At 60.2% G+C, this 26,218-nt stretch carries 23 protein-coding genes, 1 tRNA gene and 2 pseudogenes; 17 read left to right on the top strand and 9 right to left on the bottom strand.

Annotated elements, in window-relative coordinates; genetic code table 11:
* Positions 1–321 precede the first annotated feature (321 nt).
* Positions 322–399: transfer RNA gene (locus tag CLV89_RS20570), tRNA-Arg, on the bottom strand.
* Positions 400–605: 206 nt separating this feature from the next.
* On the opposite strand from CLV89_RS20570, the pseudogene CLV89_RS20565 reads away from it, so the two are divergent.
* Positions 606–1,509 (top strand): annotated as a pseudogene (locus CLV89_RS20565) (IS5 family transposase); the annotation flags it as partial.
* 246 nt (positions 1,510–1,755) lie between these two features.
* Entirely contained in the window at positions 1,756–1,995 is a 240-nt protein-coding gene (locus CLV89_RS23265; protein WP_423837302.1) for a transposase, read from the top strand.
* A 53-nt stretch (positions 1,996–2,048) separates the two neighbouring features.
* On the opposite strand, the gene CLV89_RS20555 is transcribed toward CLV89_RS23265, so the two are convergent.
* On the bottom strand, positions 2,049–3,101 hold the full coding sequence (locus CLV89_RS20555; RefSeq protein ID WP_106165488.1) for a nuclear transport factor 2 family protein: 1,053 nt from the start codon (positions 3,099–3,101) through the stop codon (positions 2,049–2,051).
* Positions 3,102–3,261: 160 nt separating this feature from the next.
* Between CLV89_RS20555 and CLV89_RS20550 the strand changes: the two genes are divergently transcribed.
* The 14 genes from CLV89_RS20550 (at position 3,262) to CLV89_RS20490 (ending at position 16,353) form a co-directional block, all read left to right on the top strand.
* The gene (locus tag CLV89_RS20550) at positions 3,262–4,308 is read left to right on the top strand and encodes an ABC transporter ATP-binding protein (protein ID WP_106165487.1); all 1,047 of its coding nucleotides are present in this window, start codon (positions 3,262–3,264) and stop codon (positions 4,306–4,308) included.
* Between the two features lie 71 nt (positions 4,309–4,379).
* Positions 4,380–5,588: an ABC transporter substrate-binding protein gene (locus tag CLV89_RS20545; protein ID WP_106165486.1), complete on the top strand. Its 1,209-nt coding sequence runs from the start codon at positions 4,380–4,382 to the stop codon at positions 5,586–5,588.
* A gap of 85 nt (positions 5,589–5,673) precedes the next feature.
* On the top strand, positions 5,674–6,696 hold the full coding sequence (locus CLV89_RS20540) for a carbohydrate ABC transporter permease (RefSeq protein WP_106165485.1): 1,023 nt from the start codon (positions 5,674–5,676) through the stop codon (positions 6,694–6,696).
* Between the two features lies 1 nt (position 6,697).
* Complete coding sequence (locus tag CLV89_RS20535; protein WP_106165484.1) at positions 6,698–7,852, top strand: carbohydrate ABC transporter permease; 1,155 nt, start codon at positions 6,698–6,700, stop codon at positions 7,850–7,852.
* Positions 7,853–7,973: 121 nt separating this feature from the next.
* Positions 7,974–8,525, top strand: coding sequence for an ester cyclase (locus CLV89_RS20530; RefSeq protein ID WP_106165483.1), 552 nt, complete (start codon positions 7,974–7,976; stop codon positions 8,523–8,525).
* A gap of 5 nt (positions 8,526–8,530) precedes the next feature.
* Positions 8,531–9,862 (top strand): histidinol dehydrogenase, encoded by a 1,332-nt coding sequence (gene hisD / locus CLV89_RS20525; RefSeq protein ID WP_106165482.1) that lies wholly within the window; start codon positions 8,531–8,533, stop codon positions 9,860–9,862.
* Positions 9,863–9,934: 72 nt separating this feature from the next.
* On the top strand, positions 9,935–10,984 hold the full coding sequence (locus CLV89_RS20520) for an ester cyclase (RefSeq protein ID WP_106165481.1): 1,050 nt from the start codon (positions 9,935–9,937) through the stop codon (positions 10,982–10,984).
* Positions 10,984–11,748, top strand: a complete 765-nt coding sequence (locus tag CLV89_RS20515; protein ID WP_106165480.1) for an SDR family NAD(P)-dependent oxidoreductase — start codon at positions 10,984–10,986, stop codon at positions 11,746–11,748. The genes CLV89_RS20520 and CLV89_RS20515 overlap by 1 nt, the downstream gene beginning before the upstream one ends.
* A complete protein-coding gene (locus CLV89_RS20510; RefSeq protein ID WP_207796982.1) occupies positions 11,748–12,782 on the top strand; it encodes a LacI family DNA-binding transcriptional regulator in 1,035 nt (344 codons plus the stop codon). Before CLV89_RS20515 ends, CLV89_RS20510 begins: the two co-directional genes overlap by 1 nt.
* Positions 12,783–12,787: 5 nt before the next feature.
* Positions 12,788–13,777 carry a nuclear transport factor 2 family protein gene (locus CLV89_RS20505; RefSeq protein ID WP_106165478.1) on the top strand — a complete coding sequence of 330 codons (990 nt, stop codon included), beginning with the start codon at positions 12,788–12,790 and terminating at the stop codon, positions 13,775–13,777.
* A 2-nt stretch (positions 13,778–13,779) separates the two neighbouring features.
* Complete coding sequence (locus tag CLV89_RS23170; protein WP_279327916.1) at positions 13,780–13,902, top strand: hypothetical protein; 123 nt, start codon at positions 13,780–13,782, stop codon at positions 13,900–13,902.
* Positions 13,903–13,935: 33 nt separating this feature from the next.
* A complete protein-coding gene (locus CLV89_RS20500; protein WP_106165477.1) occupies positions 13,936–14,901 on the top strand; it encodes a cupin domain-containing protein in 966 nt (321 codons plus the stop codon).
* A 64-nt stretch (positions 14,902–14,965) separates the two neighbouring features.
* Positions 14,966–15,661, top strand: a complete 696-nt coding sequence (locus CLV89_RS20495; protein ID WP_106165476.1) for an alpha/beta fold hydrolase — start codon at positions 14,966–14,968, stop codon at positions 15,659–15,661.
* The gene (locus CLV89_RS20490) at positions 15,658–16,353 is read left to right on the top strand and encodes an RraA family protein (protein ID WP_106165475.1); all 696 of its coding nucleotides are present in this window, start codon (positions 15,658–15,660) and stop codon (positions 16,351–16,353) included. The genes CLV89_RS20495 and CLV89_RS20490 overlap by 4 nt, the downstream gene beginning before the upstream one ends.
* Positions 16,354–16,705: 352 nt before the next feature.
* Here CLV89_RS20490 and CLV89_RS20485 read toward each other — a convergent pair.
* Both CLV89_RS20485 and CLV89_RS20480 read right to left on the bottom strand, forming a co-directional pair.
* Positions 16,706–17,014 (bottom strand): annotated as a pseudogene (locus CLV89_RS20485) (hypothetical protein); the annotation flags it as partial.
* A gap of 160 nt (positions 17,015–17,174) precedes the next feature.
* Positions 17,175–19,580 carry an AMP-binding protein gene (locus CLV89_RS20480; RefSeq protein ID WP_165798170.1) on the bottom strand — a complete coding sequence of 802 codons (2,406 nt, stop codon included), beginning with the start codon at positions 19,578–19,580 and terminating at the stop codon, positions 17,175–17,177.
* Positions 19,581–19,776: 196 nt separating this feature from the next.
* Here CLV89_RS20480 and CLV89_RS20475 point away from each other — a divergent pair, with 196 nt between their 5' ends.
* Complete coding sequence (locus tag CLV89_RS20475) at positions 19,777–20,709, top strand: IS5 family transposase (protein ID WP_106165473.1); 933 nt, start codon at positions 19,777–19,779, stop codon at positions 20,707–20,709.
* A gap of 203 nt (positions 20,710–20,912) precedes the next feature.
* Here the strand turns inward: CLV89_RS20475 and CLV89_RS23260 are convergent, their stop codons facing one another.
* From CLV89_RS23260 to CLV89_RS20445, 5 genes are all read right to left on the bottom strand, one after another.
* Entirely contained in the window at positions 20,913–21,092 is a 180-nt protein-coding gene (locus CLV89_RS23260) for a PAAR domain-containing protein (protein WP_106165472.1), read from the bottom strand.
* Positions 21,074–22,015 (bottom strand): hypothetical protein, encoded by a 942-nt coding sequence (locus CLV89_RS20460; RefSeq protein WP_106165471.1) that lies wholly within the window; start codon positions 22,013–22,015, stop codon positions 21,074–21,076. The genes CLV89_RS23260 and CLV89_RS20460 overlap by 19 nt, the downstream gene beginning before the upstream one ends.
* 11 nt (positions 22,016–22,026) lie before the next feature.
* Positions 22,027–23,703 carry a hypothetical protein gene (locus tag CLV89_RS20455; RefSeq protein WP_106165470.1) on the bottom strand — a complete coding sequence of 559 codons (1,677 nt, stop codon included), beginning with the start codon at positions 23,701–23,703 and terminating at the stop codon, positions 22,027–22,029.
* The gene (locus tag CLV89_RS20450; protein WP_106165469.1) at positions 23,700–24,617 is read right to left on the bottom strand and encodes a DUF4123 domain-containing protein; all 918 of its coding nucleotides are present in this window, start codon (positions 24,615–24,617) and stop codon (positions 23,700–23,702) included. The genes CLV89_RS20455 and CLV89_RS20450 overlap by 4 nt, the downstream gene beginning before the upstream one ends.
* A partial coding sequence (locus CLV89_RS20445) for a type VI secretion system Vgr family protein (RefSeq protein ID WP_106165468.1) occupies positions 24,614–26,218 on the bottom strand: 1,605 nt, incomplete at its 5' end. The genes CLV89_RS20445 and CLV89_RS20450, both read right to left, overlap by 4 nt.

Below are 26,218 nucleotides of genomic sequence, written 5' to 3'. Positions count from 1 at the left end.
ACCAACGATTCTGTTGGCCGAAACCGGTGCGCATTGGAACACAATTCGGGCTATTCTCCAGAGCGAAGGGATCCAGCCGTTCCGACCGAACGGCTTGGATGTCGGACCGGTCTATCTTCGGACCGAGGTTGAACCAGTTGTGGCGCTCTTGAAAACTCAGCGCGAAAAGTAACGGCCAAGCGCCAACCATGCTGAAAAACGATTATATTTCAGCGCACTATTAGAAATCGCCACTATGGCACCCCATAGCCTCTTGACAGGGGGTGTGCATGAAAACCGCGAAAACGTGCAAGCTTATGGTTCATTGGCAATGAAAACGATTGGCGAGCCGTGGAGGATTCGAACCCCCGACCTGAGAATTAGAAGTTCCCTGCTCTAATCCAGCTGAGCTAACGGCCCGTTCTAGGTTCGGCTGTATCAGTCAAAGGTCTCATCTTGTCAACTTGGTAGAATGCCCAATACCATTTCGCAATCACCAAACCACAACAAGATCGAACAGCTACTTCGAGCATCACAAAACCTTGTCGCGCAAAGGAGCGAGGGTTTCACCTTGTGAAGCCAATGAAGTAGCTGGAAGACATAGGCCGTCCTCAGAAGACGGTCTACAAACAAACAACTGGCAAAGCGATAATCAGGCGCCAAGACAGCGCGGATCGCTGACCGACTGGTTTGATCCCTCGATGCAGTGGGAAGCCATTTAATCGGGGCATTGCGGCCGTCAGAAGCCTATAGCGACGCTGAGATCCAGGCCTGTGTCACCCTCAGCGCCCTCGTAGGGCTGCCCCTCGGCCAAGCGACCGGTTTCGTGGCGAGTCTACTCGAACTATCCGGGCTTGGCTGGTCCGTGCAGGACTGCAGCTCTCTGTAACGTCGCGGGAAGACCTTGAACGTGACCATCCCGTATCGCGACTCCAATTAACAGCTGCACCTGCTCCTGGATAGCACCGGCATCAAGGTGGAAGGCGAGAGCGAGTGGCAAACGCGCAAGCATGGCGGCTCGAAACGAAGAGCCTGGCGCAAGATCCCCCTCGAGTTTGATACGGAAACGCTGGAGATCCGGGCGTTCGAGGTCACCTCCAGCAACGCCGGCGACGCGCCGATGCTGCCGGGTCTGCTAGCCTAGCTCCCCCGGGATCAGGAGGTCGCCACCGTTACAGCCGACGGTGCCTACGACACGCGGGCTTGCCACGCCGCCGTCACCAACCGCGGTGCGGCAGCAATCATTCCGCCCGGCCGCAGCGCGAGGCCCTGGAAGCCCGGCACTGCAGGAGCCCGGGCACGCAACGAGATCCTGCGGACGTCAAAGCATCTTGGTCAAGCGCCGTGGCGGATCTGGAGCGGCTACCACCGACGAAGCAGGGTCGAGACGAAAATCAACTGCGTGAAGCTGCTCTGGCAGAGGCTGAGGTCCGCGACGTCGGCCGCTAGGTTGCTGAAGTTTAGATCTGTGCGGCAGTCATGAACCGCTTCACTGCCCTCGGCATCCCGGTCACTGTGGCCTGGGGGTGAGTGTGTCCCGGGAAGGGGAAACTGCGATCATCAGCAGACTTTTGCAACCGGGCCGCATCACGAGACTGTTTTAGCTGTGCCTCATATCTCCTACTCCCTTTCGCTACCCATCCCGTTCTTACTGGCCCAAACATTGCCACCAGCCGGCGTTGTTGTGAAAATACGGCGAGGGATCCGTCTCGCGAACCAAGCGAGGTAGCTGGACTGACTGAGCAGCCCCATCCCTACGCGCCATAAGACCAAGAACTGGCCGAGCGATACAAAGCACTGAAGCGGCGCGGCTCCCTGAAGATCTGGTTTAAACCGAACATGGCACGAGGGCCGCCGCCAACCGACAAGCGTGGCCGACAGCCACGGTATACTGATGCCGCGCTTAGGGCATGCCTTACGGTGAAGTTCTCTTGGCATGCCCCTCAACTGGATGACCGGGTTCGTGAAGCGCTTTTTGCGCCAGGCCGGGGTAGGAGTAGTGTCACGTTTCACTAGGCTGAGCAGGCGTTTTGAAAGGTTGAGCACTGACGTCCGACAGCTACTCCGACCTAAGTATTCAGGTCGCCTTGCGGCACGTGAAAGGTACTCATGGCCGGGCTGCCGATTTGACGCATACGCTCCAAGATATCGACGCCCTGCTGCTTCCAGAAATGCAGCAGGTCGATGAACACCCAGTTTTCCGCCAGCTTGTCACCATCCCGTCGATAAATATCAATGACCCGGAATTCACCCGGCTTACCCGTTGCGGGCATTCCCATAAAGCCACCGCTCGGAACAGCCGTAAAATTGGGCCAACCGAAGAACCCGCCAAAGTTCCCCTCGCCAATCCGGCAGATGTGTTGGGTTTTGGAACGCTCCGTAAACCCGGCGCGGAAGGGGCCGGAGTGCTGTTTGGCGTAGCGTTCGATCGTGTAGGTGGCGCCGATCCCTGCAGGTCCCCACCACAGCATGTCATCGTGCCAGGTGCGGGCCAGCTCCTCTTCCAACGGCAGCGCGCCCTGCCAGGTACCAAGGTCGGTGACCATCCGCTGGATCAGGTCCAACGTTTGCTCACCCGCAGCAGAATCTTGCGCGTCAAACATCACGCCATCGTGGGTCTGTGGCCCCGGCTGAACCTGGTGGCTGGCGGTTTGCGGCGGAAAGGGCTGTAGCCCGGCCTGCATCATCAGATGCGGAATATCGAAATACATCGCCGTCTCGGTGATCTGCTCCCCTTCGACGCGGTGAAAGGCGCAGTAGCGCAAGAACACCAGCTTCCCCGTCGGCGCGATATTGAGCCAAGGGCGATCAAACAGCCCCATCAGATGCCCCATCGAGCAGACCCAGATCCCGCCTGGGTCCGAATAATAGTTCTCGCCCGCCATAAACACATCCAGCCGCCGCTGCATGCGGGTCAGCGCGCCTCTGAGTGGCTGCCAGAACGCTTGCGCCACCGCTTCTGGCCCTGAGATTTCATCAAAGGGGTGATAGCCGCGCCACAAGAGATTCGGGCTGCAATGCCGTGCCATCATCGCCGGAATCTCAGCAACTTCGGCCATATCGAGGTCATTATAGAACGAGCGAACCACTTGTTTGGCATGCTGTAGTTGTGTCTTTTTCATCAAATTTCATACCCTTAGAGAGATGCCCTAGCAGAGCCCTTCGACCTTTTTGCAAGCGCTTGCAAAAATACCTTGCCAGATGACACATCCTATCGCTACCCTTTTTGCAAGCGCTTGCAATTGTGACAAAGCGCAGCGCCATCAGACGCGGGGAGTATCAATGGCTGAAATCCAACTGCGCAATATCGGCAAGCGCTGGGGCAGCTTTGTCGGAGTGAAAAACTTCGACCTGACCATCGCCGATCGCGAATTTCTTGTGCTGCTTGGCCCCTCTGGCTGCGGCAAGACCACCACCATGCGGATGATCGCAGGGCTGGAGGACGTCACTGAGGGAGACATCCTGATCGATGGCAAGGTTGTGAACGATCTGGAGCCCAAGGACCGTGACGTGGCGATGGTGTTCCAATCCTATGCGCTCTATCCGAACCTCAATGTTTATGAAAACATCCGCTTCCCGCTGAAGGTGCGCGGTGTCGATCCCGCGACCCATGACGAGAAGGTGCGCCGCGCCTCCGCCATGGTGGAACTGGACGATTTCCTGCATCGCAAACCGGCGGAACTGTCCGGTGGTCAGCGTCAGCGCGTCGCCCTGGCCCGCGCCATCGTGCGCGAACCCAATGTGTTCCTGATGGATGAGCCGCTGTCCAATCTGGACGCCAAGCTGCGCGTCTCCACCCGCGCCCAGATCAAGAACCTCAGCCACGAACTGGCCGTCACCACGATCTACGTCACCCATGACCAGATCGAGGCGATGACGTTGGCAGATCGGGTGGTGGTGATGAAAAAAGGCGTGGTGCAGCAGGTCGGCTCGCCCACGGAAATTTACGACCACCCGGCCAATACCTTTGTCGCCAGCTTCATCGGCTCGCCCGCAATGAACCTGATGGAGGGCACCGTCACCGGCGGCACCTTCCGCGCCAAACATGTGGAAATCCCGGGCCTTGAGGCCAAGGATGGCCCGCTGACGCTCGGTTTCCGCGCTGAGGATGCCAGCCTCGCCCCCGAGGGTCAGGGCCAGATCACCGCGCCGATCTACACGCTCGAACTCCTGGGCGATGCGACGATGATCTCCGTCCGCGTCGGTGGGGCACTCGTATCGGTCAAGGCCGACAAGACCTTCCGCGCCGAAATCGGCGATCCGGTGAGCTTTAGCGTGCCGCCCGCGATCTGCCACCTGTTTGATGCCGAAACCGGCGAGCGCGCCTGACCCATTCCAGAACAGACCGGGACAACCCGGCAGACCTCAACTCAACAGGAACCCCACAGGGAGCCAACTTCATGACACTCAAGACCATCCTGATGGCAGGGGCGCTGTCCCTTGCAGGCGCCGCGGCTTCGGCCTCCTGCGCGTTTGAAAATACCGTGCCGCTCAAATCCCTCACCGCCGGGTTTGAGGCCTGGAAGGCCGCGACCGATGCCATGGCGGAATGCGGTAACTTCTCCGCCTCGCTCGACCAGGAATTCAAGGAAAAGCAGCCAGAGGCCTTTGCCGCCAACCCGGCTCTTTATCAGATCGGCGGCGTTGCGAACGAGACGCTGATCCCGCTGTTGAACGCCGGCACCATCCGCCCGCTGGATGATCTGGTGGCGAAATACGGGGAAAACCTGACGCCGAACCAGTTGATCAAGATCGACGGGGAGATCATGGCGATTGCCATGATGGTGAACGCCCAGCACCTGATGTACCGGCAGGACATCCTGGCTGATCTCGGCATCGAAGAGCCCAAGACCTATGCCGATGTCCTCGCCGCAGCCGAGAAGATCAAGGCCGCAGGCGTCGTCGATTATCCGCTCGGTGGCACCTTCAAGACCGGCTGGAACCTGGCGCAGGAATTCGTCAACATGTACCTCGGCGAGGGTGGCAATTTTGTCGACGCCGACAACAACCCCACCATCAACACGCCCGAAGGCATCAAGGCGCTGGAAACCCTGAAGGCGATGACCGCCTATATGGACCCGGAATATCTGGTGTCGGACTCCACCTACGTGCAGCAGCAGTTCCAGCAAGGCAAGATCGCCATGGCCAACCTCTGGGCCAGCCGCGCCGCCGCGATGGAAGACGCCGCCGAAAGCCAGGTGGTGGGCAAGGTGAAGATGGCCTCCGCCCCGATGGGCGCTGCCGCACCTGCGACCTCGCTGTGGTGGGATGGCGTCGTGCTGGCCGCCAACATGAGCGATGAGCAGGCCGAGGCCGCCTTCAAGGTGGTGATGGAGGGTATGGACACCGAAATGGTGCAGGCCAACAACGATGCGGCCGTCTGGTTGGTGCCCGGCTATGAGGCCGGACCGCTGGCAGCCGGGGCCGCCGCCTCTGCCGCCAATGGCGCCCGCCCCTACCCGGCCTCTACCGCGCTTGGCATCCTGCATTCCGCCCTCGGCAACGGGCTGTCGGCCTATCTGACCGGCGCCAAGGATGCGGAAACTACGCTGGCCGACATCGAGGCGAACTATATCACCGCCGCCAAGGAAGCGGGCCTCTTGGAATAACTCCCCCTCTCCTCGTCGACCTCGGGGGAGGGCGCGCCCTCCCCCCTTTTCCCCACACCTACGGAACCATGAGAAAGGCAGAGACATGAATTTCCGCACCTTTGCCGCCTTTGTCGGCCCCTCTGTCTTTATGATGCTTCTGTTCATCGCCTTTCCACTGATCAGCGTGTTTGTGCAGAGCTTTTACGTGACCCAAACCGTCTATGAGGTGGTCGAGGTCGAAACCTGCACCCCCGGCTTCTTGACGCAGACCTGTACTACAGAGAAGACCTCCGTGCCGGTCGTCGGAGAGGACGGTCACGTCCTGACCACTACCGAATTTGTCGGCCTGCAAAGCTACGCCAACGTGCTAGAGCTGGGACGTGCGTGGGATGCGCTGAAATCCGGTAGCTGGTCGGCCTTTCAGACCATCGACTTCTGGAAGGCGCTGCGCTTTACGCTGACCTTCACCCTCATCACCCTGCCGCTGAATATCGGCCTCGGCCTCGGGATTGCGCTGATGATCAACAATGCCGCCAAAGCGGCGCGCGGGCCGGTGATCTTCATCTCGCTTCTGCCCTTTATCATCACGCCGGTGATTGGCGCGCTGTCGATCAACTGGCTGTTTCGCGGCGACGGCATCCTGACAGCAGCGATGGAATGGTACTCGGGCCGCGATATTGCCATGTTCGCCCAAGCCTGGACCATCGAACTACTGATGATGCTCTACCGCGTGTGGCACGTCGCGCCCTTTGCCGCGATTGTCCTCTATGCCGGCCTTCAGACCGTGAATTCCGACAGTCTGGAAAGTGCTGTGATCGACGGGGCCTCGCGCTGGCAGCGGCTACGCTACATCGTGATCCCGCATCTGATGCCGCTGATCATCTTTGTGTCGATGATCCACCTGATGGACGCCTATCGCGTGTTCGAAGAGGTCGTCGGCTTCTCCAGCCAAGGTCACGTGATCTCGCTGCAATGGCTCACCTACGATTTCCTGGTGCCGGATCAGGCGGGCAACCGCTCCATCAGCCGGGCCTCCGCCAGCGCCATGCTGACCATGATCGGCATAACGCTCCTGCTCATTGCTCCCCTGCGCCGCACCTGGCGCGATCATAAAGGAGGCCACTGACATGTCGTCCCGTGCCATGCGCCAGCCCCTCAGCCTGCGTTTGACCTCCAACAGCCTCCTGATCCTGTGGTGCGTCATCGCCGCCTTCCCGATCTTCTGGATCACGGTGATGAGCTTCAAGACACCGGTGGATGCCTTTGATGCCAATGCGCTCAATGTGATCTTCGGCCCCGAAACCCGCGCCAAGGGTCATGGCGTGTCGCTCCTCGACATCTGCCTGCTGGGGCTTGCGCTCTGGGGTCTGTGGCGGGGGGCGGCCCGGCTGCTGCCCTCGATGGTCAGGAGCTACGCCCCCGCGGGCGCGGTCTGGTTGGGCTGGCTCATTGGTGCGGCTGCTTTTGGTCTGGTCGCGCTTGTCACGCTGTTTGGCCTTTTGCCTGTGCTTTCGAACGCGCTGAACCCGGTGCTTGGGGCCTTTGGGGCGGATGTGATTGGTCTGACGACCGAGCACTACAAGACCGTCTGGATCGACCGGGGCTTTTCCAACAACTTCCAGAACTCGCTGGTGGTGACCGCAGGCGTCGTGACCGTGTCGCTCACCGTGGGCACGCTTGCGGGCTATGGTCTGGCGCGGTCCGGCTCGACGCTGGCGTTCTGGATCCTGATCGTCGCTCTTGTGTTCCGCGCCCTGCCCCATTCGGTGCTGGTGGCGGGCTATCTGCCGGTGTTTATCAACTCGTCGGAGTGGCTGGCACCGATCCTCGGAGAGAACGCGCCGACCCTCTATGGCAAGCCGATGGCGGTGATCGCGGTGCTGGTGGCGATCAACCAGCCCTTCACCATCTGGATGCTGCGGTCGTTCTTCCAGAACATCCCCGCCGAACTGGACGAGGCCGCGCGGGTCGATGGCTGCAACCATTTCCAGGCCTTTCGCAGGGTCATCATGCCGGTGATGTGGCCAGGGGTCATTACTACGGGGCTGTTCTCTTTCCTCTTGGCCTACAACGACTTTCTGGTGACCTCGCTGCTGCTCGATGCGCAGAACCAGACCATGGTTCCGGCCATCGCGGGCATGTTCAACCGCGAAACCACCACCACCGATCAGGTGGTCGCCGTCGCCGCCGCCGTGTCGATCACCGCGCCCCTGTTCATACTGGTGATGGTGTTCCAGCGCCAGATCGTCTCTGGCCTGACAGCAGGGGCGGTCAAAGGATGAGCTGCGCCTTTCGCCATACGGCCAGCGCCCGCCACCCGGCGCTGAACCGCCTGCCACGGGATTTTCTGTCCGCCGCGCGCCTGCCGCTGCCCTTTGACAGATCCCACACAGGAGTGACCTCATGAAAGGTTCCCGCCCCGAACAGGCCGTGCTGACCCGCGACACGGATATGACCAAGACCGAAGAGACCCGCGCCGTAATTGAGGCCATGGTCGACGGTCTCAACGACCACCGCATTGCCGACATCGGCGAGTTCTTTGCAGAAAACTTCCGCTGGCTCGGCAATCAGGGCTGCGGCACCAAGACCGGCCTGCGGGAATTTCAGGACAATTGGCAGCGCCCCTTTCAGGCGGCGTTTTCCGACAAGACCTGCATCGACGAGGCGCGCCTCTACATGGGCGAATGGGCGGCCGCCTTTGGCCGTCAGGAAGCCACCCATTCGGGCGAATTCCTCGGCATCGCGCCCACCGGCAAGCGGGTCGAGATCCGCTATATGGACTTCTGGAAAGTTCAGGACGGCAAGATCGTCGACAACTGGGTGAATGTGGATTTCGCCCATGTGGCAGCACAGCTCGGTGTGGATCTGTTCAACGGCCACGGCTGGGAAGCCTATGACCGCGGCGAAAAGACCCCGCCGCACCCCGACACTCCGCGTACCGACAACCAAGGATAAGAGCCATGGCTATCACCTATCTCAAACGCGGCAAATCCGACGCCGCCCGCGCCGAAGACAATGCCAAGACCCGCGCCACGGTGGAGGCCACCCTTGCCGACATCGAGGCCCGCGGCGATGCCGCCGTGCGCGACCTCAGCGAGAAATTCGACGGCTACGCGCCCGAGAGCTTTCGCCTCAGCCAGGCGCAGATCGATGCCTTGATCGGTGAGCTGACCGAGCGCGAGATTGCCGACATCAAGTTCGCGCAGGAGCAGGTCGTGGCCTTTGCCAAGGCGCAGCGCGCGTCCATGCAGGATATCGAGGTGGAAACCCTGCCCGGCGTGATCCTCGGCCACAAGAACATCCCGGTGCAATCGGTGGGCTGCTACGTGCCGGGGGGCAAGTTCCCCATGGTGGCCTCGGCCCATATGTCGGTCGCCACGGCCAAGGTCGCCGGCGTGCCGCGCATCGTGGCCTGCACGCCGCCCTTCAAGGGCAAGCCGAACCCCGCCGTGGTCGCCGCGATGCATTTTGGCGGCGCCGATGAGATCCATATCCTCGGCGGCATTCAGGCGGTGGGCGCTATGGCGATCGGCACCGAGAGCATCGAGGCGGTGCATATGCTGGTCGGTCCCGGCAATGCCTTTGTGGCCGAAGCCAAGCGGCAGCTCTTTGGGCGCGTCGGCATCGATCTCTTTGCCGGCCCCACCGAGACCATGGTGATCGCCGATGACACCGCCGCCGATCCCGAGCTGTGTGCCACCGATCTTCTGGGGCAGGCCGAACACGGCTATAATTCGCCCGCCGTTCTGGTCACGAATTCACGCGCCCTGGCCGAGGGCACACTCGAGGAGATCGACCGGCTGCTGAAGATCCTGCCCACCGCCGACACCGCGCGGGTCTCCTGGGAGGATTATGGCGAGGTGATCCTGTGTGAAACCTACGAGGAGATGCGCGAAATTGCCGACGAGATCGCCTCGGAACATGTGCAGGTGATGACCGACCGCGACGACTGGTTCCTTGAGCAGATGACCTGCTATGGCGCGCTGTTCCTCGGGCCGCGCACCAATGTGGCCAATGGCGATAAGGTGATCGGCACCAACCACACGCTGCCGACGCTGAAGGCGGGGCGCTATACCGGTGGGCTCTGGGTTGGGAAGTTCCTGAAAACCCACAGCTATCAGAAGGTTCTGACCGATGAGGCAGCCACATTGGTGGGCGAATACGGCTCGCGCCTCTGTATGCTCGAGGGATTTGTGGGCCATGCTGAGCAATGCAACATCCGGGTGCGCCGCTACGGCGGGGTGAATGTACCCTATGGCGCGGCGGCCCCTTATCGCGAGGCGGCGGAGTAAAAATGGGGCGCTGCCCCCGGCCCCTCGCGGGGCCTCCCCCGAGGTATTTTTGAAAAGATGAAGGCAAGAGCCATGGATGTTCACACACAGAACAAGGCGTTGATCGCGCCGCTTCGGGCGGCAATGTATGATTTTGACGCGGCGGGCGTACGGGCCGCACTTGGATCGGTCTGCACGCCGGATGTGCTGTTTCGGTTCTGCCACCCGTTTGGGGATCTCACCGGGGTGGAGGCCTTTTATGACGCGGTCTATGCGGGTCTCTTCAAGGCCTGGCCGGATCTGGAGCGTCGCGACACCATCGTGATCGCCGGACCGGATGAATTTGGCAACGACTGGGTGGGCGCAGGTGGGTATTACACCGGTGTCTTTACCGCACCCTGGCTCGACATTCCGCCCAGCGGTCATCAGGTCAGCATGCGGTTTCACGAGTTCTATCGCATTGTCGACGGCAAAGTGGTGGAAGTGCAGGCGCTTTGGGACATTCCCGAGGTGATGATGCAGGCCAACGCCTGGCCGATGGCGCCATCGCTCGGGCGGGAATGGCATGTGCCGGCGCCTGCGACGCAGGACGGGTTGGTGCCGGGGCCTTATGATGCCGAAATGGGTGCGGCCACCTGTCAGCACATCATCGACATGCTCGAGCATCTGAAGAAGCACCCCGCGCAGGGTGGCCCGGAGGTGATGGAGATGGAGCGTTTTTGGCATCCGCGCATGAATTGGTACGGACCGTCGGGCATTGGCACCGGGCGCGGCATCGCGGGGTTTCGCAACTGGCATCAGATCCCGTTTCTGAACGGCATGCCGGATCGTGGCCAGTATGTGGACGAGATCAACTATCATTTCTTTGGCGATGGCGACTATGCCGCCGTCACCGGCTGGCCGAACATGATCCAGACCGTCACCCATGACGGCTGGCTGGGGATTGCGCCCGCAGGCAGGAAGATCACCATGCGCAGTCTGGATTTCTGGCGGCTGGAGAATGGCAAGATCCGGGAAAACTGGGTTCTGGTCGATCTGCTGGATGCCTATGCGCAACTTGGCGTTGACGTCTTTGCCCGGCTGCGTGAGTTCAACAAGGCACGCAATCTTGCGCCGATCAATATCCCGAATGGAATGAGCTGATGACCGACCTGCCCCGCCCCCCGTCCTTTGATCTCACTGGCAAACGCGCGCTGGTGACCGGTGCCTCCTCCGGCATCGGGCAGGGCTGCGCGGTCGCGCTGGCGGGTGCCGGGGCGCATGTGGTCTGTGCGGCGCGCGGGGCGGAGCGGCTGGAGGCGACGGTGGCGGCGATGCGGGCAGCAGGCTACAGCGCCGAAGCGCTGCCCATGGATCAGGGCGACCTTGTGGCGCTGGAGGCGGCACTGAGTGATACGGCCTATGACGTGGTAGTGAATTCCGCCGGGCTGGCCCGCCATGGCCCCGCGCTGGACACCACGCCCGCGGATTATGATGCGGTGATGGGGGTCAACCTGCGCTCGGCCTATTTCCTGTCGGCCTGGGCGGCGCGGGCGATGATAGCGGCGCAGAAGCCCGGATCGATCATCCATATCTCCAGCCAGATGGGCCATGTGGGCGGCATCGACCGCGCCGTCTATTGCGCCAGCAAACACGGGCTGGAGGGCATGGTCAAAGCCATGGCGATCGAATGGGGCAAATCGAACGTCCGCATCAACACGGTCTGCCCGACCTTCATCCGCACGCCGCTGACGCAGGCCACCTTTGACGACCCCGACCGCGCGGCCTGGATCATGGAGAAGATCAAGCTGCCGCGCGTCGGCGAGGTGGACGATATCATGGGCGTGGTGCTCTATCTGGCCTCGGGCGCGTCGGCCATGGTCACCGGCACGTCGATGCTGATCGACGGCGGCTGGACGGCAGATTGATGAGCGAGAAAGTCACCATCCTCCAGGTTGCCGAGCGCGCGGGCGTCAGCCAATCCGCTGTGAGCCGGTTTTTCACCCCCGGTGCTTCGGTCAGCAAGAAAACCGCCGACAAGGTGCGCATGGCCGCCGAAGACCTTGGCTATCGCCCCAATGTGCTGGCACGTGCCATGGCCTCGGGGCGGTCGCGCATCATCGGGCTGGTGGTCGCCTATCTGGAAAACTACTTCTACCCCGAAGCGCTGGAGAAACTCTCCACCGCCTTGCAGGCCAAGGGCTATCACGTGCTGGTCTTCATGGCCTCGCAGACGGCGGGCAATATCGATCAGGTGATGGAGGAGATCCTCGACCATCAGGTCGACGGGATCATCCTTGCCTCAGTTGCCATGTCCTCGGATATTTCCGCACGGTGTCAGCAGCTTGGCGTGCCGGTGGTGCTGTTCAACCGCGCCCAGGACATCGACGGCATCGCTGCCGTGACCTCGGACAATCGCGCCGGTGGGCGGCGGGTGGCCGAGTTCCTGATGGCAGGCGGGCACCAGCGCATCGCCTATATCGCCGGTTGGGAAGGCGCCTCCACCCAGCGTGACCGCGAGGCGGCCTTTCGCGAGGCCCTTTCCGGGGCCGGGCGGGACCTATTTGCCCGCGCCGTGGGCAATTTCAGCGTCGAGCAGGCCGAACAGGCCGCCCGCGACATGTTCTCCGTAGCCTCTGGCGAACGCCCCGATGCGGTCTTTGTCGCGAATGACCACATGGCCTTTGCGGTGATGGATGTGCTGCGGTTCGAGCTGGGCCTGCGCATCCCCGAGGATGTCTCCGTGGTGGGCTATGATGACGTCCCGCCGGCCGCGTGGCGCGCCTATAATCTGACCACGATCCGGCAACGCGCCAATCTCATGGTGGCCGAGACCGTGCGCGCCATGTTTGAACAAATCGACACCCCAGACACTGCCAGCCCCTGCCATGTGCAGATCGAAGCGCCGCTGATCCTGCGTGGATCGGCGCGTATACCGGACGACTGGCCCACAGAAGGATAACCCCCATGCAAGGCTTTGATGCGAAATTTCGCGACTTCCCCGACTATATCATCGGCATCACCAAGGAGATCTGGGAAGATCGCGGCATCGCCACATTGCACCGCTATTACAGCGACGACATCGTCGTGCGCTCGCCCGCCTCGGTGGTGGTCGGCAACCAGAATGTGATCGGCGCCACCATGGCGACGCTTGCGGAATTCCCGGACCGGGAGCTCTTGGGCGAGGATGTGATCTGGTCCGGCACGCCGGAGACGGGCATGCTGTCCTCGCACCGGATCATCTCAACTGCGACCCATACAGGCGACGGGGTCTATGGCAAGGCCACCGGCAAAAAGCTCCAGTACCGTATCCTCGCCGACTGTCATGCCATCAACAATCAGATCAACGATGAATGGCTGATCCGCGATCAGGGCGCCATCGTGCGCCAGATGGGCTGGGAGCCCAGGGACTATGCCGCCCAGCTGATCGAGAACGAGGGCGGTGCGGCCAATTGCATCAAACCCCTGAGCCCGGCCACGGATCGCCCCGGTCCCTACACCGGGCATGGCAACGACAATGAATGGGGCGGCCGCCACGCCGAGATTCTGACCCGGATCATGAATGCCGATATGGCCGCCATCGAAGAGACCTATGATCGCGCCGCTCACGTGGAATATCCCGGCGGTGTCACCGGCCATTCCTTTGGCGCGGTGGACCGCTTCTGGATGGGCCTGCGCGCGGCCTTCCCGAACGCAACCTTCACCATCCATCACCAGATTGGCCGCGAGGATCCGCATATGCCGCCGCGCTCCGCCCTGCGCTGGAGCCTGCATGGCAAGCACGAAGGCTGGGGCGCCTATGGTGTGCCGACCGGGGCCGAGGTCTATATCCTCGGCATTTCCCACGCCGAATTTGGCGCGCTGGTCGGCGGCGACGTGAAGCTGCGCCGCGAATACACGCTGTTTGATGAAACCTCGGTCTGGAAACAGATCCTGATGCAAAGCGGCGCGGAGTGATCGTGCCCGCCTTTGACATGAAACTGGATGCCCGCGAGGCCACCCGGCGGATGCATGCGCATCGCGCATCGCTGCGGGCGCGTCGGCTGAACCTGCGCCCACCCGGCGCAGGTCTCTCAACCTGACGTATTTCTGTTTCATATCAAAGGATAAACTCCATGAGCACTCTGAATGATCGCATCGTCCGTTACGGCGAACTGCGCCCCTGCAAGACCGCCTTTATCGACGCCCACACGCCGGGGTCGAACCAGAAGGAAAACTTCACCATCATCGGCGGCGGCGTCTCGGAATCCCCCGATCAGCACGTCCACATCCGCGACACCCCCGGGTTCAACATCGGCGCAGCCGGTCAGCCGCCCAACTGCCGCAACTCGCTCCATAGCCACACCACGGCGGAGGTGTTTTTTGTTCTCAAGGGCCGCTGGCGGTTCTTCTGGGGTCGCAATGGCGACGCGGGTGAATTCATCGCCGAGGAAGGCGATATCTTCAACATCCCCACCGGCATCTTCCGCGGCTTTGAAAACGTCGGCACCGATTACGGGATGATCATGGCGATCCTCGGCGGCGACGATGCCGGGGGCGGTGTCACATGGGCGCCGCAGGTGATCGAAGAGGCCCGCGCCCATGGGCTCGTGCTGGGCAACAACGGCGTGCTCTACGACACCAAGCAGGGCCATGAGCTGCCGCACAACGTCCAGCCCATGCCCACCCTGACCGAAGAGCAGATGAAAGACTTCCCCGAAACCCCGGTCGAGGCCGTGGTGCCGCGCTATGTGGCGCGCTACTGGGACCTGATGGCGCTGTCGGGCAGACAGCCCGCCAAGGTGATCGGCACCGACGCGCTCCTGAAGGACAAGCCCGGTTTCGAGGTCGACTTCCTGTCCCGCAACTCGCTGGACGACAGCACGACCACACCCGACAAACACGTCGTGCTGATGCCGATGCGCGGCCACTGGGCGCTGCGGATGGGCGATTTCGACACCGTGCTGAACCCGGGCGATACCTGCCTGTTGAAACCGGGCGAGAGCTACAGCCTTGCGCCCTCGATGACCGGCGAGGCGAGCCTCTACCGCGTGACCGAGACCGACGATCCCGCCGGCGCCACCTGGAGCAGTGCCGCCTGAACGGGTGCCTGATCGACCCATGGGCCGCGCCCTGCCGCGCGGCCCCTCCCGAACGGAGGCCGCTATGACTCCCCTAGTATTTCTTCCCGGCATGATGTGCGATGCGCGGCTGTTTGCGCCGCAGATCGCTGCCCTCTCTGCCACGCGCACCGTCTCCTGCGCGGCGCTGACCGAACACGACAGCATGGGTGCGCTGGCCGCAGAGGTGTTGCACAACGCGCCGCCGCGCTTTGCACTTGCGGGCCTGTCGATGGGCGGCATCCTTGCGATGGAAGTGCTGCGCCAGGCCCCCGACCGCGTGGCCGGGCTGGCGCTGCTGGACACCAACCCGCTGGCCGAGGTCCCGGAGGTCAAGGCAAAGCGCGCGCCGCAGATCGAGGCCGCACAGACCGGCGGTCTGAGAGAGATCATGACCGACATCATGATCCCCAATTACCTCGCCACGCCCGACCCCGCGCATCCGATTTCCGCGCTGTGCCTAGAGATGGCACTGGCGCTGGGGCCGGAGGTCTTTGTGCACCAGTCGCGGGCGCTGCGCGATCGCCCGGATCAATGCGCAACGCTGCGCTCCTTTGCGGGGCCGGCGCTGATCCTCTGCGGCGCGCAGGACCGGCTCTGCCCGGTTGCGCGACACGAGCTGATGCAGGACCTGATGCCGGACAGCCGCCTCGACGTGCTGCCAGACTGCGGCCACCTGCCCACCCTTGAGGCCCCCAAACAGACAACGGCGGCACTGGCCCGCTGGCTGGAGGACATATGACACCCGACTTGCTCACCCTGCTGCGGCAGGTGGATACCCCCACCGTCTGCAACGCCATCGAGGTCGCCGAGGGCAAACGCGGCTTTGACGCCTTTACCCGTGGCACCCTGCTGGCCTCCGCTCCGGAGGCCCCGGCCATGGTCGGCTATGCCCGCACCGCCAAGATCGCCGCCTTAGCGCCGCCATCCGAGCCGCCCGAGGTCATCAAGGCCCGCCGCATGGCCTATTACAAATACATGGCAGAGGCCCCTGCTCCCGCCGTCACCGTGATCGAGGACCTGGACTACCCAAACGCCATCGGCGCCTATTGGGGCGAGATCAACACCACCGTGCACAAGGGCTTTGGCATTTCCGGCGCGCTCACCAATGGCGTCATGCGCGACCTTGGCGACTTGCCCGAGGGCTTTCCGGTGGTTGCAGGCTCTATCGGTCCCAGCCACGGGTTTGTGCATGTGCGCGAGATCGACACACCCGTCGAGATCTTCGGCCTGACTGTCGCCCCCGGTGATCTGATCCACGCCGACCGCCACGGTGCCGTGGTGATCCCGCCTGCGGTGATCCCGATGCTGGCGGAGGCCATATCCAAACTGCTGGAGACCGAGAAGCTGGTGCTTGAGCCCGCAAAAGCCCCCGGTTTCGACTTCGCGACATTCGAAGCCGCCTGGGCCCGGTTCGAGCAGTCGCGAACATGAATGGACAGTCTCCCAAGATCATGCCTCGCAGAGTGTTCGTTTCTGCCACTTTCCGTCCCAAGATGGTTCGCCCACAACTCGGCAGTCGATGGGCGGATACTTTATCGAGACGGCTTTGACGCGCATATCCGTTGAAGAGTGTGTGTCACCTTCCCCCAGGGCAGATTTATCCTGCAGACCGCGTGACGGGTACCATCAGCGAGCAGAGCCATTCGTACCCGGAGTTGCCGCGCGAGGTCTCTTCTGCACAAATCAGGTGATCGCCAGCGATCCCACTTTCCCCTGACGGCTTCATCCCACGGGCGGTGTAACCGTTCATAGCAGTGATCAGAACCTGGACGTCCGCGGCCTATCTGTCGAAGTTCCGCACCATGAGGCGCTGTCCCAACAGTCTGACGCAGTGCATCTAATCGTCGGGAAAACGATCCCCCGGATCGTTGTCTGCTCCTCCTCATATCGCGACGCGGCTTCAGCGGTGGTATCCGCTCCAACTTCGCCAGATCGCGTGACCGAGATATTTCGAAGCTCACAGGACCTCGTTTCTGGCAATCGCACCCGCAGTGACGGTCTTCCACCGCTTGGCGTCTCTGCGGGGGGGGATGACTGCATTCTGCCCGCAGCCAGCGATGGCATCGTGGCATTTTCCGGTACCGGCGACGCCCACATTGCGGCAGGATCAGACGTTGGCGCGTTTAGATTTAGTGGCTTCAAAGTCCTGCATCTCTGAATGCGCATAGCTTGGCCGTGATGCAACGCATCGCCCAAAGGTCGAGCCAAAGGGGAGCTGCCGTGCAGTCGCGGTTACCGCCCTGCGAGCGTCGTCAGGCAGGATGTGCGATCTGGGTGAATTTCCTAGATATCCATGCGTAGAGATGGGTGACCGCCACGCCAACGATGAGTGAAGAGATGAGCGACAGCCAAGGCCTGCTGTCGCCGTATATTTTGTTCACGATGGAAATCATCTGATAGTGGCAGAGATAGACAAACATCGACGCGTTTGCGATCTCGCCAACCAGGATCTTGACGGGCGCCGGAACTGTAACACTCCTGACGAACAGGACCATTGCGGTGCCGCCGGTGACATAGAATGCGGCGGATGTCAGATCCCATTTGAGGTAGACAGCCACCATCGAAACGACCAGCGCAAGTATGCGTGTCGAGGTGTCCTTGGCGCTTGCGAGTACGATGCCGAGGGCAAAGGCCCAAGCGTAATTCCACGGCGTGCGGTGGAAATTATAATCACCACTCCAGACGCTCTCGATGAGCTGGTTGAGGAGTGCAACTGCGGCCAGCAGGCTCAATGCGCTGATCATCGGATAGAGACGGAAGGCCTCCCTGACGCGCGCAAAGGAAAACAGGAGCGCCGCGAGGGCCAGAAGCTGAAGATAGAATTCTATGAAATAGAATAAAAAACCCTTCAGTGTGAACGGGTCGAGGTAATTGGACACCAAGAGTAGTGGCAAGATCTCAAACCTCTGGGTCAGCACCTGCAGCAGGGCGACCATCAGGATCGTAGGGATCGCCACATATCTGATCGTTCCCAACAGTGTTCTGACACTTCCGGTACGGATGATTTCCGGCAACTGAAAGCGGGCGACGGAATAGCCCGCAAGCATGATCAGAAAGTAGGCTGCCCCCCAGTTCGGACTGTAGATAAATGCCTCTGTGTGCAGCGCGACAATACAGACCATGAAGAACCCGCGCGTCAGAGTGACCGACTCAAGGCGGCGCCAGATGGACTTCCGGCTGGCACCCACGTGCCGTTGCAGGGCGGCCGTGCTGAGTGTTTCCCAATTCTCGGGCAGCTGGCCAAAGCGCTGTTCGAAGCTGAGCGAAAACTGAATGAAGTGCAGAGAGTCACCTCCCAGAGTTTCGAAAGTATCGTCCGGGCGAACCGTTTGTCCGGGAAATTCATGCCGAAACAGGGAGAGGACATCCTTGATCTCTCCGGCTGGCACGGGCGGCGCGGCGGGGGTGAGGGCTGGGCCACGCTGTGCGAACTGATCAGCAAGCATTGCCCGTTGTACCTTGCCGGTCCCGGTCACTGGGATTGCCTCAACCGGCATGATGTGCAGGGCGCTTCCAGCGGCGATGCCCATCTCTAGCAGGGCCGCGATCGCCAGGTCCCTGATCCGCTCCGTCGGTGAGGCCTCAGCCTGGACTGCGACCAGTACACCATCACCACGTTGAACATCCGGGACTTTTGCCACCGCAATTTCGGATCCGGGCGGGAGCGCTGGACGCATGCGCGCTTCGAGTTGATCCGGGACGAGCTTGACTCCGCCGCAGTTGATCAGATCGTCGGCCCGCCCGTCAAAGTAGAGATGACCCTCTTGGATGTGGCCAAGGTCGTTGGTCTGCAGCCAGCCATCGGCATCGCGCAGGTCATGCAGCCCGTTGGTGTCGATGCGGTATTGCGCAACATGCGGACCACGGATGCGAACCCTGCCATCCTCGCCAATCTGCACGTCGCTGCCGCCAATCGGTTCGCCGACAGAGTGCAACTCGGCGTCGGTCGCCGCTGAGATCTGAAGGAACGTGCTGCGCGATGCTTCGGTCAGGCCATAGTGCTGTGTGATCAGTGCGTTTGGGAACAGGTCTCTGATGCGGCGCTTCTCATCCGCCGTCATATGCTGTGAGCCGATTTCCATCCATCGCAACTCTTCGCCTGCCGCGCCGATGATATCGGGGGCGTCAAGAAGAATGCGCAGCAAGGTGGGCACCGCAGAGAGCGCATTGACCTGGCCCGCCGCCAGCATCTGCGCCAGTTCCAGCGGGTCAAACCCGCGCGGCGGTAGGTAAGCCTGGCCTCCCACGGCGCTGACAGCGCGGTAGCGTCCCATGCCAAAGCTGAATGTTGCCGGGACCGCCACGTATTCGCGAATGTCTTCCGTCATCTTCATCTGCGCGATAATGCGCTCGGCAGTGTCGGCCAAGTTCGTGTAGCTCAGCAGGATGCCCTTTGGCGTGCCTTCGGTTCCCGAGGTATAGCTGATCTGTGCAGGCCGATCACCGTGTATCAAGGCATGTCTGGCGGTGAACCATCCGGACCGGTCCGCAGGGGTGATGCAGCGATCAATCGAGACGCCCGGCATGGCCTGCGCCTGTGCCTCGTCCGTGACAATCACGAGCGGCTGGCGCGCTTCGTTCAGCGCCAGAACCTCTTCAATGAATGCGACCGAATTCTTGCGAACCACCGCTGTGGCCTGAAGTTCCTGAGTAGCCATCTGTCCAGACACCATCGTTTCCATGCCGGGAGGCTCACACGCCGGGCGGCGCTGTTTCATGACCAAACTGTGTCCATTCGACGGAGTATTCCTCACTCCATAGCGCCGCAGCCGACGTCTGGTTACGCGTCAGGGCTTTGTTGCATAAATCGCTTTCGGGATTCACTGTGTGAATTCAGCATGATAGCTTGGCGATATGAGCAGTTGGGCCCCTACGAAGTACAAGACCAGGAACTGGCCTTCGTACAACACAGCGCTGAAGCAACGCGGATCGCTGTCGATTTGGTTTGATCCGGAGATGACCTGGACGCCACCGCCAACGGGCAAGCGTGGGCGACAGCAAGAGTTCAGCGACGCGGCCATCCAGACCTGCCTGACGCTAAAAGTGCTATTTGGCTTGCCGCTGCGGCAAACCACGGGTTTCGTCGAAAGCCTGTTGCGGTTGGTTGGGTTGGACTGGGCAGTGCCTGATTTCAGCACCCTTTGCCGCCGTCAACAGACACTGAACGTGAGCCTGCCGTATCGCGGTGCTACCGGCCCTCTGCACCTGCTCATCGACAGCACGGGCATCAAATCCGAGGGCGCAGGGGAATGGAACGCGCGCAAGCATGGCTGCCCCAAACGACGCATTTGGCGCAAGATACATATAGGGATCGACGAGGAAACGCTGGAGGTGCGTGCAGTCGAGGTCACCACCAGCAATGTCGGTGACGCCCCCATGCTCCCAGAATTACTCAACCAGATCCCGCCTGATCAGAACATCGGATCAGTGACCGCAGATGGGGCCTATGACACGCGCAAATGCCATGACGCGATTGCTGCTCGACATGCCCACGCCGTCATACCTCCGCGCAAAAACGCCAAACCGTGGAAGCCCACGAGCACCGCGGCCGTCACCCGAAACGAGGTGGTGCGTGCATCCCGCTATCTTGGCAAGGCATTGTGGCGAAGGTGGAGCGGATACCACCGCCGAAGCCGCGTCGAAACGAAGATGAACTGTGTGAAACTACTTGGTCAGCGCCTCATGGCGAGGGATTTCGACCGACAGGTTGCCGAGATCCAAATCCGCGCTGCTATCCTGAACCGCTTCACAGCTCTTGGCATACCTCGTACCATGGCCGTAGGCTAAATCCGTTAGGGGTAAGGGGAAACTCGACCTCAGGTCGATTTGTGCAACAAAGCCGTCCTGACCCTAAACTTCAGACCCTCCCATTCGAGTTTTGAGTTCGCTGGGACAGGGATCATGTAGGAAGGCCTCAGATGAGCCGAGCCAATGCTACTGGATCACAGCTGCCAACAATCCTCAGTTGATGACCGCCCGCGATATCGATCTCAATCGCGCTTTCCTGTTCCGATTTTTGCACCACAAGCTGTCATATCGCCAACTGTCGCGACAGGGCGTCCATCACAGGTCGAGTTGCCTGATCCCGATAAGATCGGGTTGCTGCCGCGTATCGGACAGGAATGTATATCTCCAACGCGGGCCACCGGTTTCACTGCATCAGTCTCCATTGGCCCGACTGATCTTTCCAGAAATATAACCACAACTCTGCAGTTTCATCCGTGAGACCGCTTAAAAACGTAAGAGGGCCCGGCGTCAGGGTTGCCAGGCGTCCATCCCCCAAGATTCGCACCTGCTGGCCAATCGTTTCGACGGGCTGCAAGGCAAACTGCCTTTCATCGTCATAAAGTACGCCAAAAGCGTGATCGAAAAACCGCTCACCTGTCCAACCGTATCCCTCACCAGCACGGTTCATCATTGGCTCGAGCGCTCTGAACAATCCATTTTGGCCCAGTGATGCGCCGGAGTGGATGTGCCGATATTCGACAAGCAGTTCTTCAACTGAGACCGACGTGCCGAGGGGCTGCGCCGCGCTTTGCCAAAGCGGCTGGGGAAAAGGCATATCCAATTCGAACGGTATCGTTATCGTGATCCATTCACCGTGCGCCACCGCCTGCGGCGCGAATGTGACGGGGAAAGCCTGAGCAGACGTTTGGGTTCCGACGGTAGACGAGACCGTTAATGTCCCATCTTCTCGGGTGACTAATTCAACATCGGCCAAAAAGGGCACGTCGCTGGACATGAAGTTCGGCAGAAAACCAGCCGGCCAATGCAAAACCCTGACCCGTGCGGCGCGGTCCCATCCACCGTCATTTTCCAATGTTTTCAAACGCAGAGTCACGGTGTTACGCCCAGCCTGCACCGATGTGTTGAAATCCAGTCCTGTGTTTACCGTTTGACGCATTTCAAGCCCCTCAGTCGGCGAAAACAACGGCACACCGTTCACGAGTACTTCCATCTGAGCAGATGATAACCTAAATTCGATGCCTACGCGTGTGTTCTCGGGGGTATGTGGTTCAGCCATGATTCTCACCGTAGATATTATTAAAAGAAAAAGTGCCAAAGCACCGACAGTCGTTTTGAAAAGCTTCATCTCTTCCCACCTTAAAATGTTTCATCAATCCAAACCCGAGGAGGTGCAACAACAAGTTCGCCGGACTCGTGACGAGGTCGCATGTTGATTCCTAGAAAACTCGCTGTCACCTCAGTATGGTAGCTAAACTTCAGACCCTCCCATTCGAGTTTCGAGCGAAACCTATGACCCTCCTCGCCTTCGCCTTCAGCCAAGGTTGACAGCCAATAAGTAAGTTTTGAAGTTCCAGCACCACTCGCTTTTGCCGCACCGGAAATTACGTATACCTTGCCTTCGGCTTCAACCCGCGCAAGAAGTTCAAGGCTTACATCACCACCAACACGCCCGGTTCCAGTCACTCTTTCATCTTCGGGTTTCCGGCTCAAAACGACTTCGGTGTTGCCGATATTGGCCTTACCGGTCAACGAAAGTTCCATTTCTGCACTGGCGTATACGTTGCCGTCCGTTCCATCCGGTAACGTGCGCGTTCCAATGCCCTCGGCCATCCTTTCACGGGCCGCTTCAAGCGCGCTCGCCAGACCGGAGGTTAAAGGATACCGTTTGGCAGCCTGCAAAATAAGATCAAAAATATCGAGCTTGAGTTCGATGCCCAACAAAGGATTATACCCGATCTTGATCTCCATCTCCTGACCGACACGGGACGGATCATTGCCGTTCTCGGCCAGTTTGAAACTGCCCTCCATGTTGAAGGTATGGTTCAGCCCGATGTAGGAATGGGTACTGCTACCGCGCGGAGGTCCGCCTGAACTCAAAGTTTTAAGGCGGTTCATCGCGCGATCCAGAAACGGAATGACGGATTTACTGTGTTCCTCAGCTTCACCCGGCGACTTTGCCTCGGTGCTGATATTGATTGATGTATTTGAATACTGGCCAGTAATCTCACCGTCGATGGCCGCAGAGCAGGTGAAATTTGCGTTTGTGTACCAGCGTCCTTGCAGTCCACCGCTTATCTTTCCGCCCCATTCAACCTTTGGATACACTTTAACAAGCGAACCCCAAGCCGACGTTCCCTGACAGGTCGTCAGCATCACAGTCTGATCGTAGCCAAGTTCGTCAACATCCTTAAAGACAAAATCACCGAACAACCGGCCAAGTTGCGCCAGATCGCCTGTAGGCCACTGATCTGCGTCATAGTGTTCAAGTTTTTGTTCCCATTCGAACCCTTCATGGATTTCACGACCTTCAGGCCCTTCACTGATGATACCGGGGCCGCCCCAATTCATTTTGCAGTCAGGGTTCGGCGTCCGTGTCGCCTTGATCTTGAGCTTATCGTGCAGCCCGCCTTCGTTTTTGTCGGCGACCAACGCCAACATGCAGCGCCGCCCGTCGGTTTCCTCGCGTGGCAACGTCAGGCGCACGGCGGTGTGAGAACACCCCAATTCCAATTTGGTCACGCAGCAAGGAGTGGGGGAATTACAATCACAGGCCGCGTCTTCTGCATCAACATCATGGATCGGCTGGGATGCAGGAATAGCACCGTCAGCCCCCATCGGCGGGCCACCCCGGCGGAGGTACTCTCCATATTGAGCATCGGCGGCACTCTGTTGAACGATTTGACCGACCGTGTCATTACTGTTGGCCCGCGCATCACGAATCTGACGGCTTGCCTGGAGAGTGTTGAAATATTGCGGATTGGCCGCCATCAGTTCCTCAACCTCATCGAGGTTAGGTTTATATCCGGTGTTCATGACATAGCCTTCTGTGAAACGACTGTTTGGACGCGTGTCTGTTCAAGCCACTCGCGCAGCCAGACCCCTTTCTGCCATCGTTCGGCCGGGCGAGCGTCCAAAATGCGCCGCGCTTCTGGGAACGATGTGGGGAATTGGCCGCTGTAAGCGATCAGACAATCGCCTAAAACTCGCAATTCTTTGACGGTTGTCAGCGCATGCGCTTTTCCCAGGCGCAACGCCATTTTTGCTGCGTAAATAATCGACTCGTGCGAGGCTGAAGGATACGCGCGTTGCAGATCCCGCGCGAGCTTAAGACCAGTCCGCCTGTAATTTAGCTTATCCAGCGCGGCCTTTTCGACTGGCGTTAAGAATTGCAACCGCTGCCCAGTCCCTTTCTCGCTCTGTGTTGGTTTGGCCAGTTCAAACACTTTGCCGCGAAAACTTAACCGAGGCGCCAAGGGATCGAAACTCATGTTCAGTACGGGCGATGCGGGCACTGCGATTGTATTTACAGGCTTGCACAACTCTGCGGCTCGCCACGGCGACAACGCTGTCAGTGCATCTGTGAACACCCGAGGATCATAGAAGCGAAAGTACGACGGCGCAGACCCGCCGGGTAAAGTGACCATAGTAAAACGGCGAAAATGGGCCTGAAGATCAGTAAAAGGTGCATCCGAATGGAACAACACCCCCCAATGGCTATCGGGCGGCAGTAAACTCAAGATCTCAACCGTCGTCTCGGTGGTGATCGGCACGAGCCAAGGTGCCACTTCTTGCGGAATGGCGATGCTGCGTTTGTAAAGCGATACTGACTCCCGTTCGAGCGCTGTTATTTGTGACAATGCACTACAATTTGCCCCATCAATCAACGCGAATGCGGGTCCACCACGTTCAACAAAATCTATCAGATCTAATTGAATCGCTGAACTCATGCCTCGTCCTCCGCCATGGGGCAATGGCTCATAAACGGTGATCCGGCCCCCGCTGCTGCTTTGAGTATCTCCGGTATTGCAGGCAAGGCCGCAGCGCCTGGCGAGGCGGAGCCCACGTTCAGGACAGGTGCCACGTTAACAGCACCGCCTTGCACGACCACAGCAGCCCCGCCTGAGACGAGCGTGATCTTCGATGCATCAATGATGATCTCGCCTGCGGCCTTTAATGTTAGATCCCCGTCCGCGCTGGTCGCAAAATTGCCACCCACCTTAATACCGCGATCACCATCTATTTTCTCGGCCATCGCTCCCTTAACGGCGACATCCATTTTACCATCAATCGTCTCAGTTCGATTGGCAGCCACGGCAAGGTTGGAGTTGTTCCCGACGGTCGCATTATCATCGAATTCCACACGTTTTTGGCGCGAATTCAGGACATGCAGATCAAGGTTCTTTTGCGCATGCATATAGATAAATTCTTCGCCCGCTTTGTCCTCAAAGGTCAGCTCGTTGAAGCCTTCACCGAGTACAGTTTTCGTTTTGAAAACTGAACGGGACTTATCCTGTGGCAACGACATAGGCGGCCTGTTCGCGCCGTTGTACACACACCCCGTCACGATCGGTTTATCCGGATCACCCCTTAAATGCTCCACGATGACTTCCATGCCGATGCGGGGGATGACCATGCCACCCCAGCCCTTGGACGCCCAGTTCTGGCTAACCCGAACTCGCATGGTGTGCGCGCCATCCAGATCCCAGTGAAAGCGGCACAAAATGCGCCCGTGTTCGTCGCAATCGATCTCGCCTTCGCCAACTACAACTGCGGTTTCCGGCCCTTGCACCCGCGGCCCTGCTGTGCGGCGCTCCGGGCGAAACGGTGCATCATCAGGGGTCAGCACATAGGCCCCGTCATAGGGCGCATCGTCTGCCTCAGCGCTCCCGGAGCCATAGGCCTGCGCCCGGAACCGGTGCGTGGCTTTGAGGCATACGAATGTCCGCCCCGTTGCAGTGGGAACATCATCCCCGGCCAGCGTCACGCGCCAACCCGCCCCGAGGGACACCACATCACCCTCAGCCCGGTGGCGTGGGGCCTGACCGCGCTCCGCTTCAAGGCGGCGCGAGACCACATCCCGGCCCTCGCCTTGATTGAGGTAATCGCCGGGCCAGTCATAGCTTTCGATCTCGCCACTTGGATGAGACGCATCAGAGAGCTGGTCGACTTCCTGCGCCGATGTGGGAATCTTGAAGTTATACTCCGACAGTCGTACCGCGCCGGTGGTGATCCGCTCGCTCGCAGACCAATGGCGGAAATGCTCTTCCTCGTGCCGGTGGTACCCTTCGACGCCGAAGTATGGGCGCGATGATCCCGGAACTTCGGGCAGGCTGAGCGCCGCATCTGTGAGCAACAGCGTGTGAGACCCCGCTTCATGTCGCCAGGACCACGTAATGCCAAAACGCTCCAGCTGCCGGCGGATGAAATCCGCATCCGACTCGCCATATTGGACAGTGTATTCCAGCACCGGGTAGTCATCCATCACCCGCACTTCGAGGTGTGGGTTGCCCAATTCTGCGTAAGAACTGAGCACCTCTTGTACGATCTC

The organism is Tritonibacter scottomollicae, assembly GCF_003003215.1.
Classification (GTDB): domain Bacteria; phylum Pseudomonadota; class Alphaproteobacteria; order Rhodobacterales; family Rhodobacteraceae; genus Epibacterium; species Epibacterium scottomollicae.
This window is presented reverse-complemented; position numbering and strand designations above follow the sequence as displayed.

Bases quoted from the DNA above. Each gene is read 5' to 3' on its own strand.
- CLV89_RS20555 (WP_106165488.1), bottom strand. From the start codon at position 3,101: ATGAAAAAGACACAACTACAGCATGCCAAACAAGTGGTTCGCTCGTTC.
- CLV89_RS20550 (WP_106165487.1), top strand. From the start codon at position 3,262: ATGGCTGAAATCCAACTGCGCAATATCGGCAAGCGCTGGGGCAGCTTT.
- CLV89_RS20545 (WP_106165486.1), top strand. From the start codon at position 4,380: ATGACACTCAAGACCATCCTGATGGCAGGGGCGCTGTCCCTTGCAGGC.
- CLV89_RS20540 (WP_106165485.1), top strand. From the start codon at position 5,674: ATGAATTTCCGCACCTTTGCCGCCTTTGTCGGCCCCTCTGTCTTTATG.
- CLV89_RS20535 (WP_106165484.1), top strand. From the start codon at position 6,698: ATGTCGTCCCGTGCCATGCGCCAGCCCCTCAGCCTGCGTTTGACCTCC.
- CLV89_RS20530 (WP_106165483.1), top strand. From the start codon at position 7,974: ATGAAAGGTTCCCGCCCCGAACAGGCCGTGCTGACCCGCGACACGGAT.
- hisD (WP_106165482.1), top strand. From the start codon at position 8,531: ATGGCTATCACCTATCTCAAACGCGGCAAATCCGACGCCGCCCGCGCC.
- CLV89_RS20520 (WP_106165481.1), top strand. From the start codon at position 9,935: ATGGATGTTCACACACAGAACAAGGCGTTGATCGCGCCGCTTCGGGCG.
- CLV89_RS20515 (WP_106165480.1), top strand. From the start codon at position 10,984: ATGACCGACCTGCCCCGCCCCCCGTCCTTTGATCTCACTGGCAAACGC.
- CLV89_RS20510 (WP_207796982.1), top strand. From the start codon at position 11,748: ATGAGCGAGAAAGTCACCATCCTCCAGGTTGCCGAGCGCGCGGGCGTC.
- CLV89_RS20505 (WP_106165478.1), top strand. From the start codon at position 12,788: ATGCAAGGCTTTGATGCGAAATTTCGCGACTTCCCCGACTATATCATC.
- CLV89_RS20500 (WP_106165477.1), top strand. From the start codon at position 13,936: ATGAGCACTCTGAATGATCGCATCGTCCGTTACGGCGAACTGCGCCCC.
- CLV89_RS20495 (WP_106165476.1), top strand. From the start codon at position 14,966: ATGACTCCCCTAGTATTTCTTCCCGGCATGATGTGCGATGCGCGGCTG.
- CLV89_RS20490 (WP_106165475.1), top strand. From the start codon at position 15,658: ATGACACCCGACTTGCTCACCCTGCTGCGGCAGGTGGATACCCCCACC.
- CLV89_RS20480 (WP_165798170.1), bottom strand. From the start codon at position 19,580: ATGGCTACTCAGGAACTTCAGGCCACAGCGGTGGTTCGCAAGAATTCG.
- CLV89_RS20475 (WP_106165473.1), top strand. From the start codon at position 19,777: ATGAGCAGTTGGGCCCCTACGAAGTACAAGACCAGGAACTGGCCTTCG.
- CLV89_RS23260 (WP_106165472.1), bottom strand. From the start codon at position 21,092: ATGGAGACTGATGCAGTGAAACCGGTGGCCCGCGTTGGAGATATACAT.
- CLV89_RS20460 (WP_106165471.1), bottom strand. From the start codon at position 22,015: ATGAAGCTTTTCAAAACGACTGTCGGTGCTTTGGCACTTTTTCTTTTA.
- CLV89_RS20455 (WP_106165470.1), bottom strand. From the start codon at position 23,703: ATGAACACCGGATATAAACCTAACCTCGATGAGGTTGAGGAACTGATG.
- CLV89_RS20450 (WP_106165469.1), bottom strand. From the start codon at position 24,617: ATGAGTTCAGCGATTCAATTAGATCTGATAGATTTTGTTGAACGTGGT.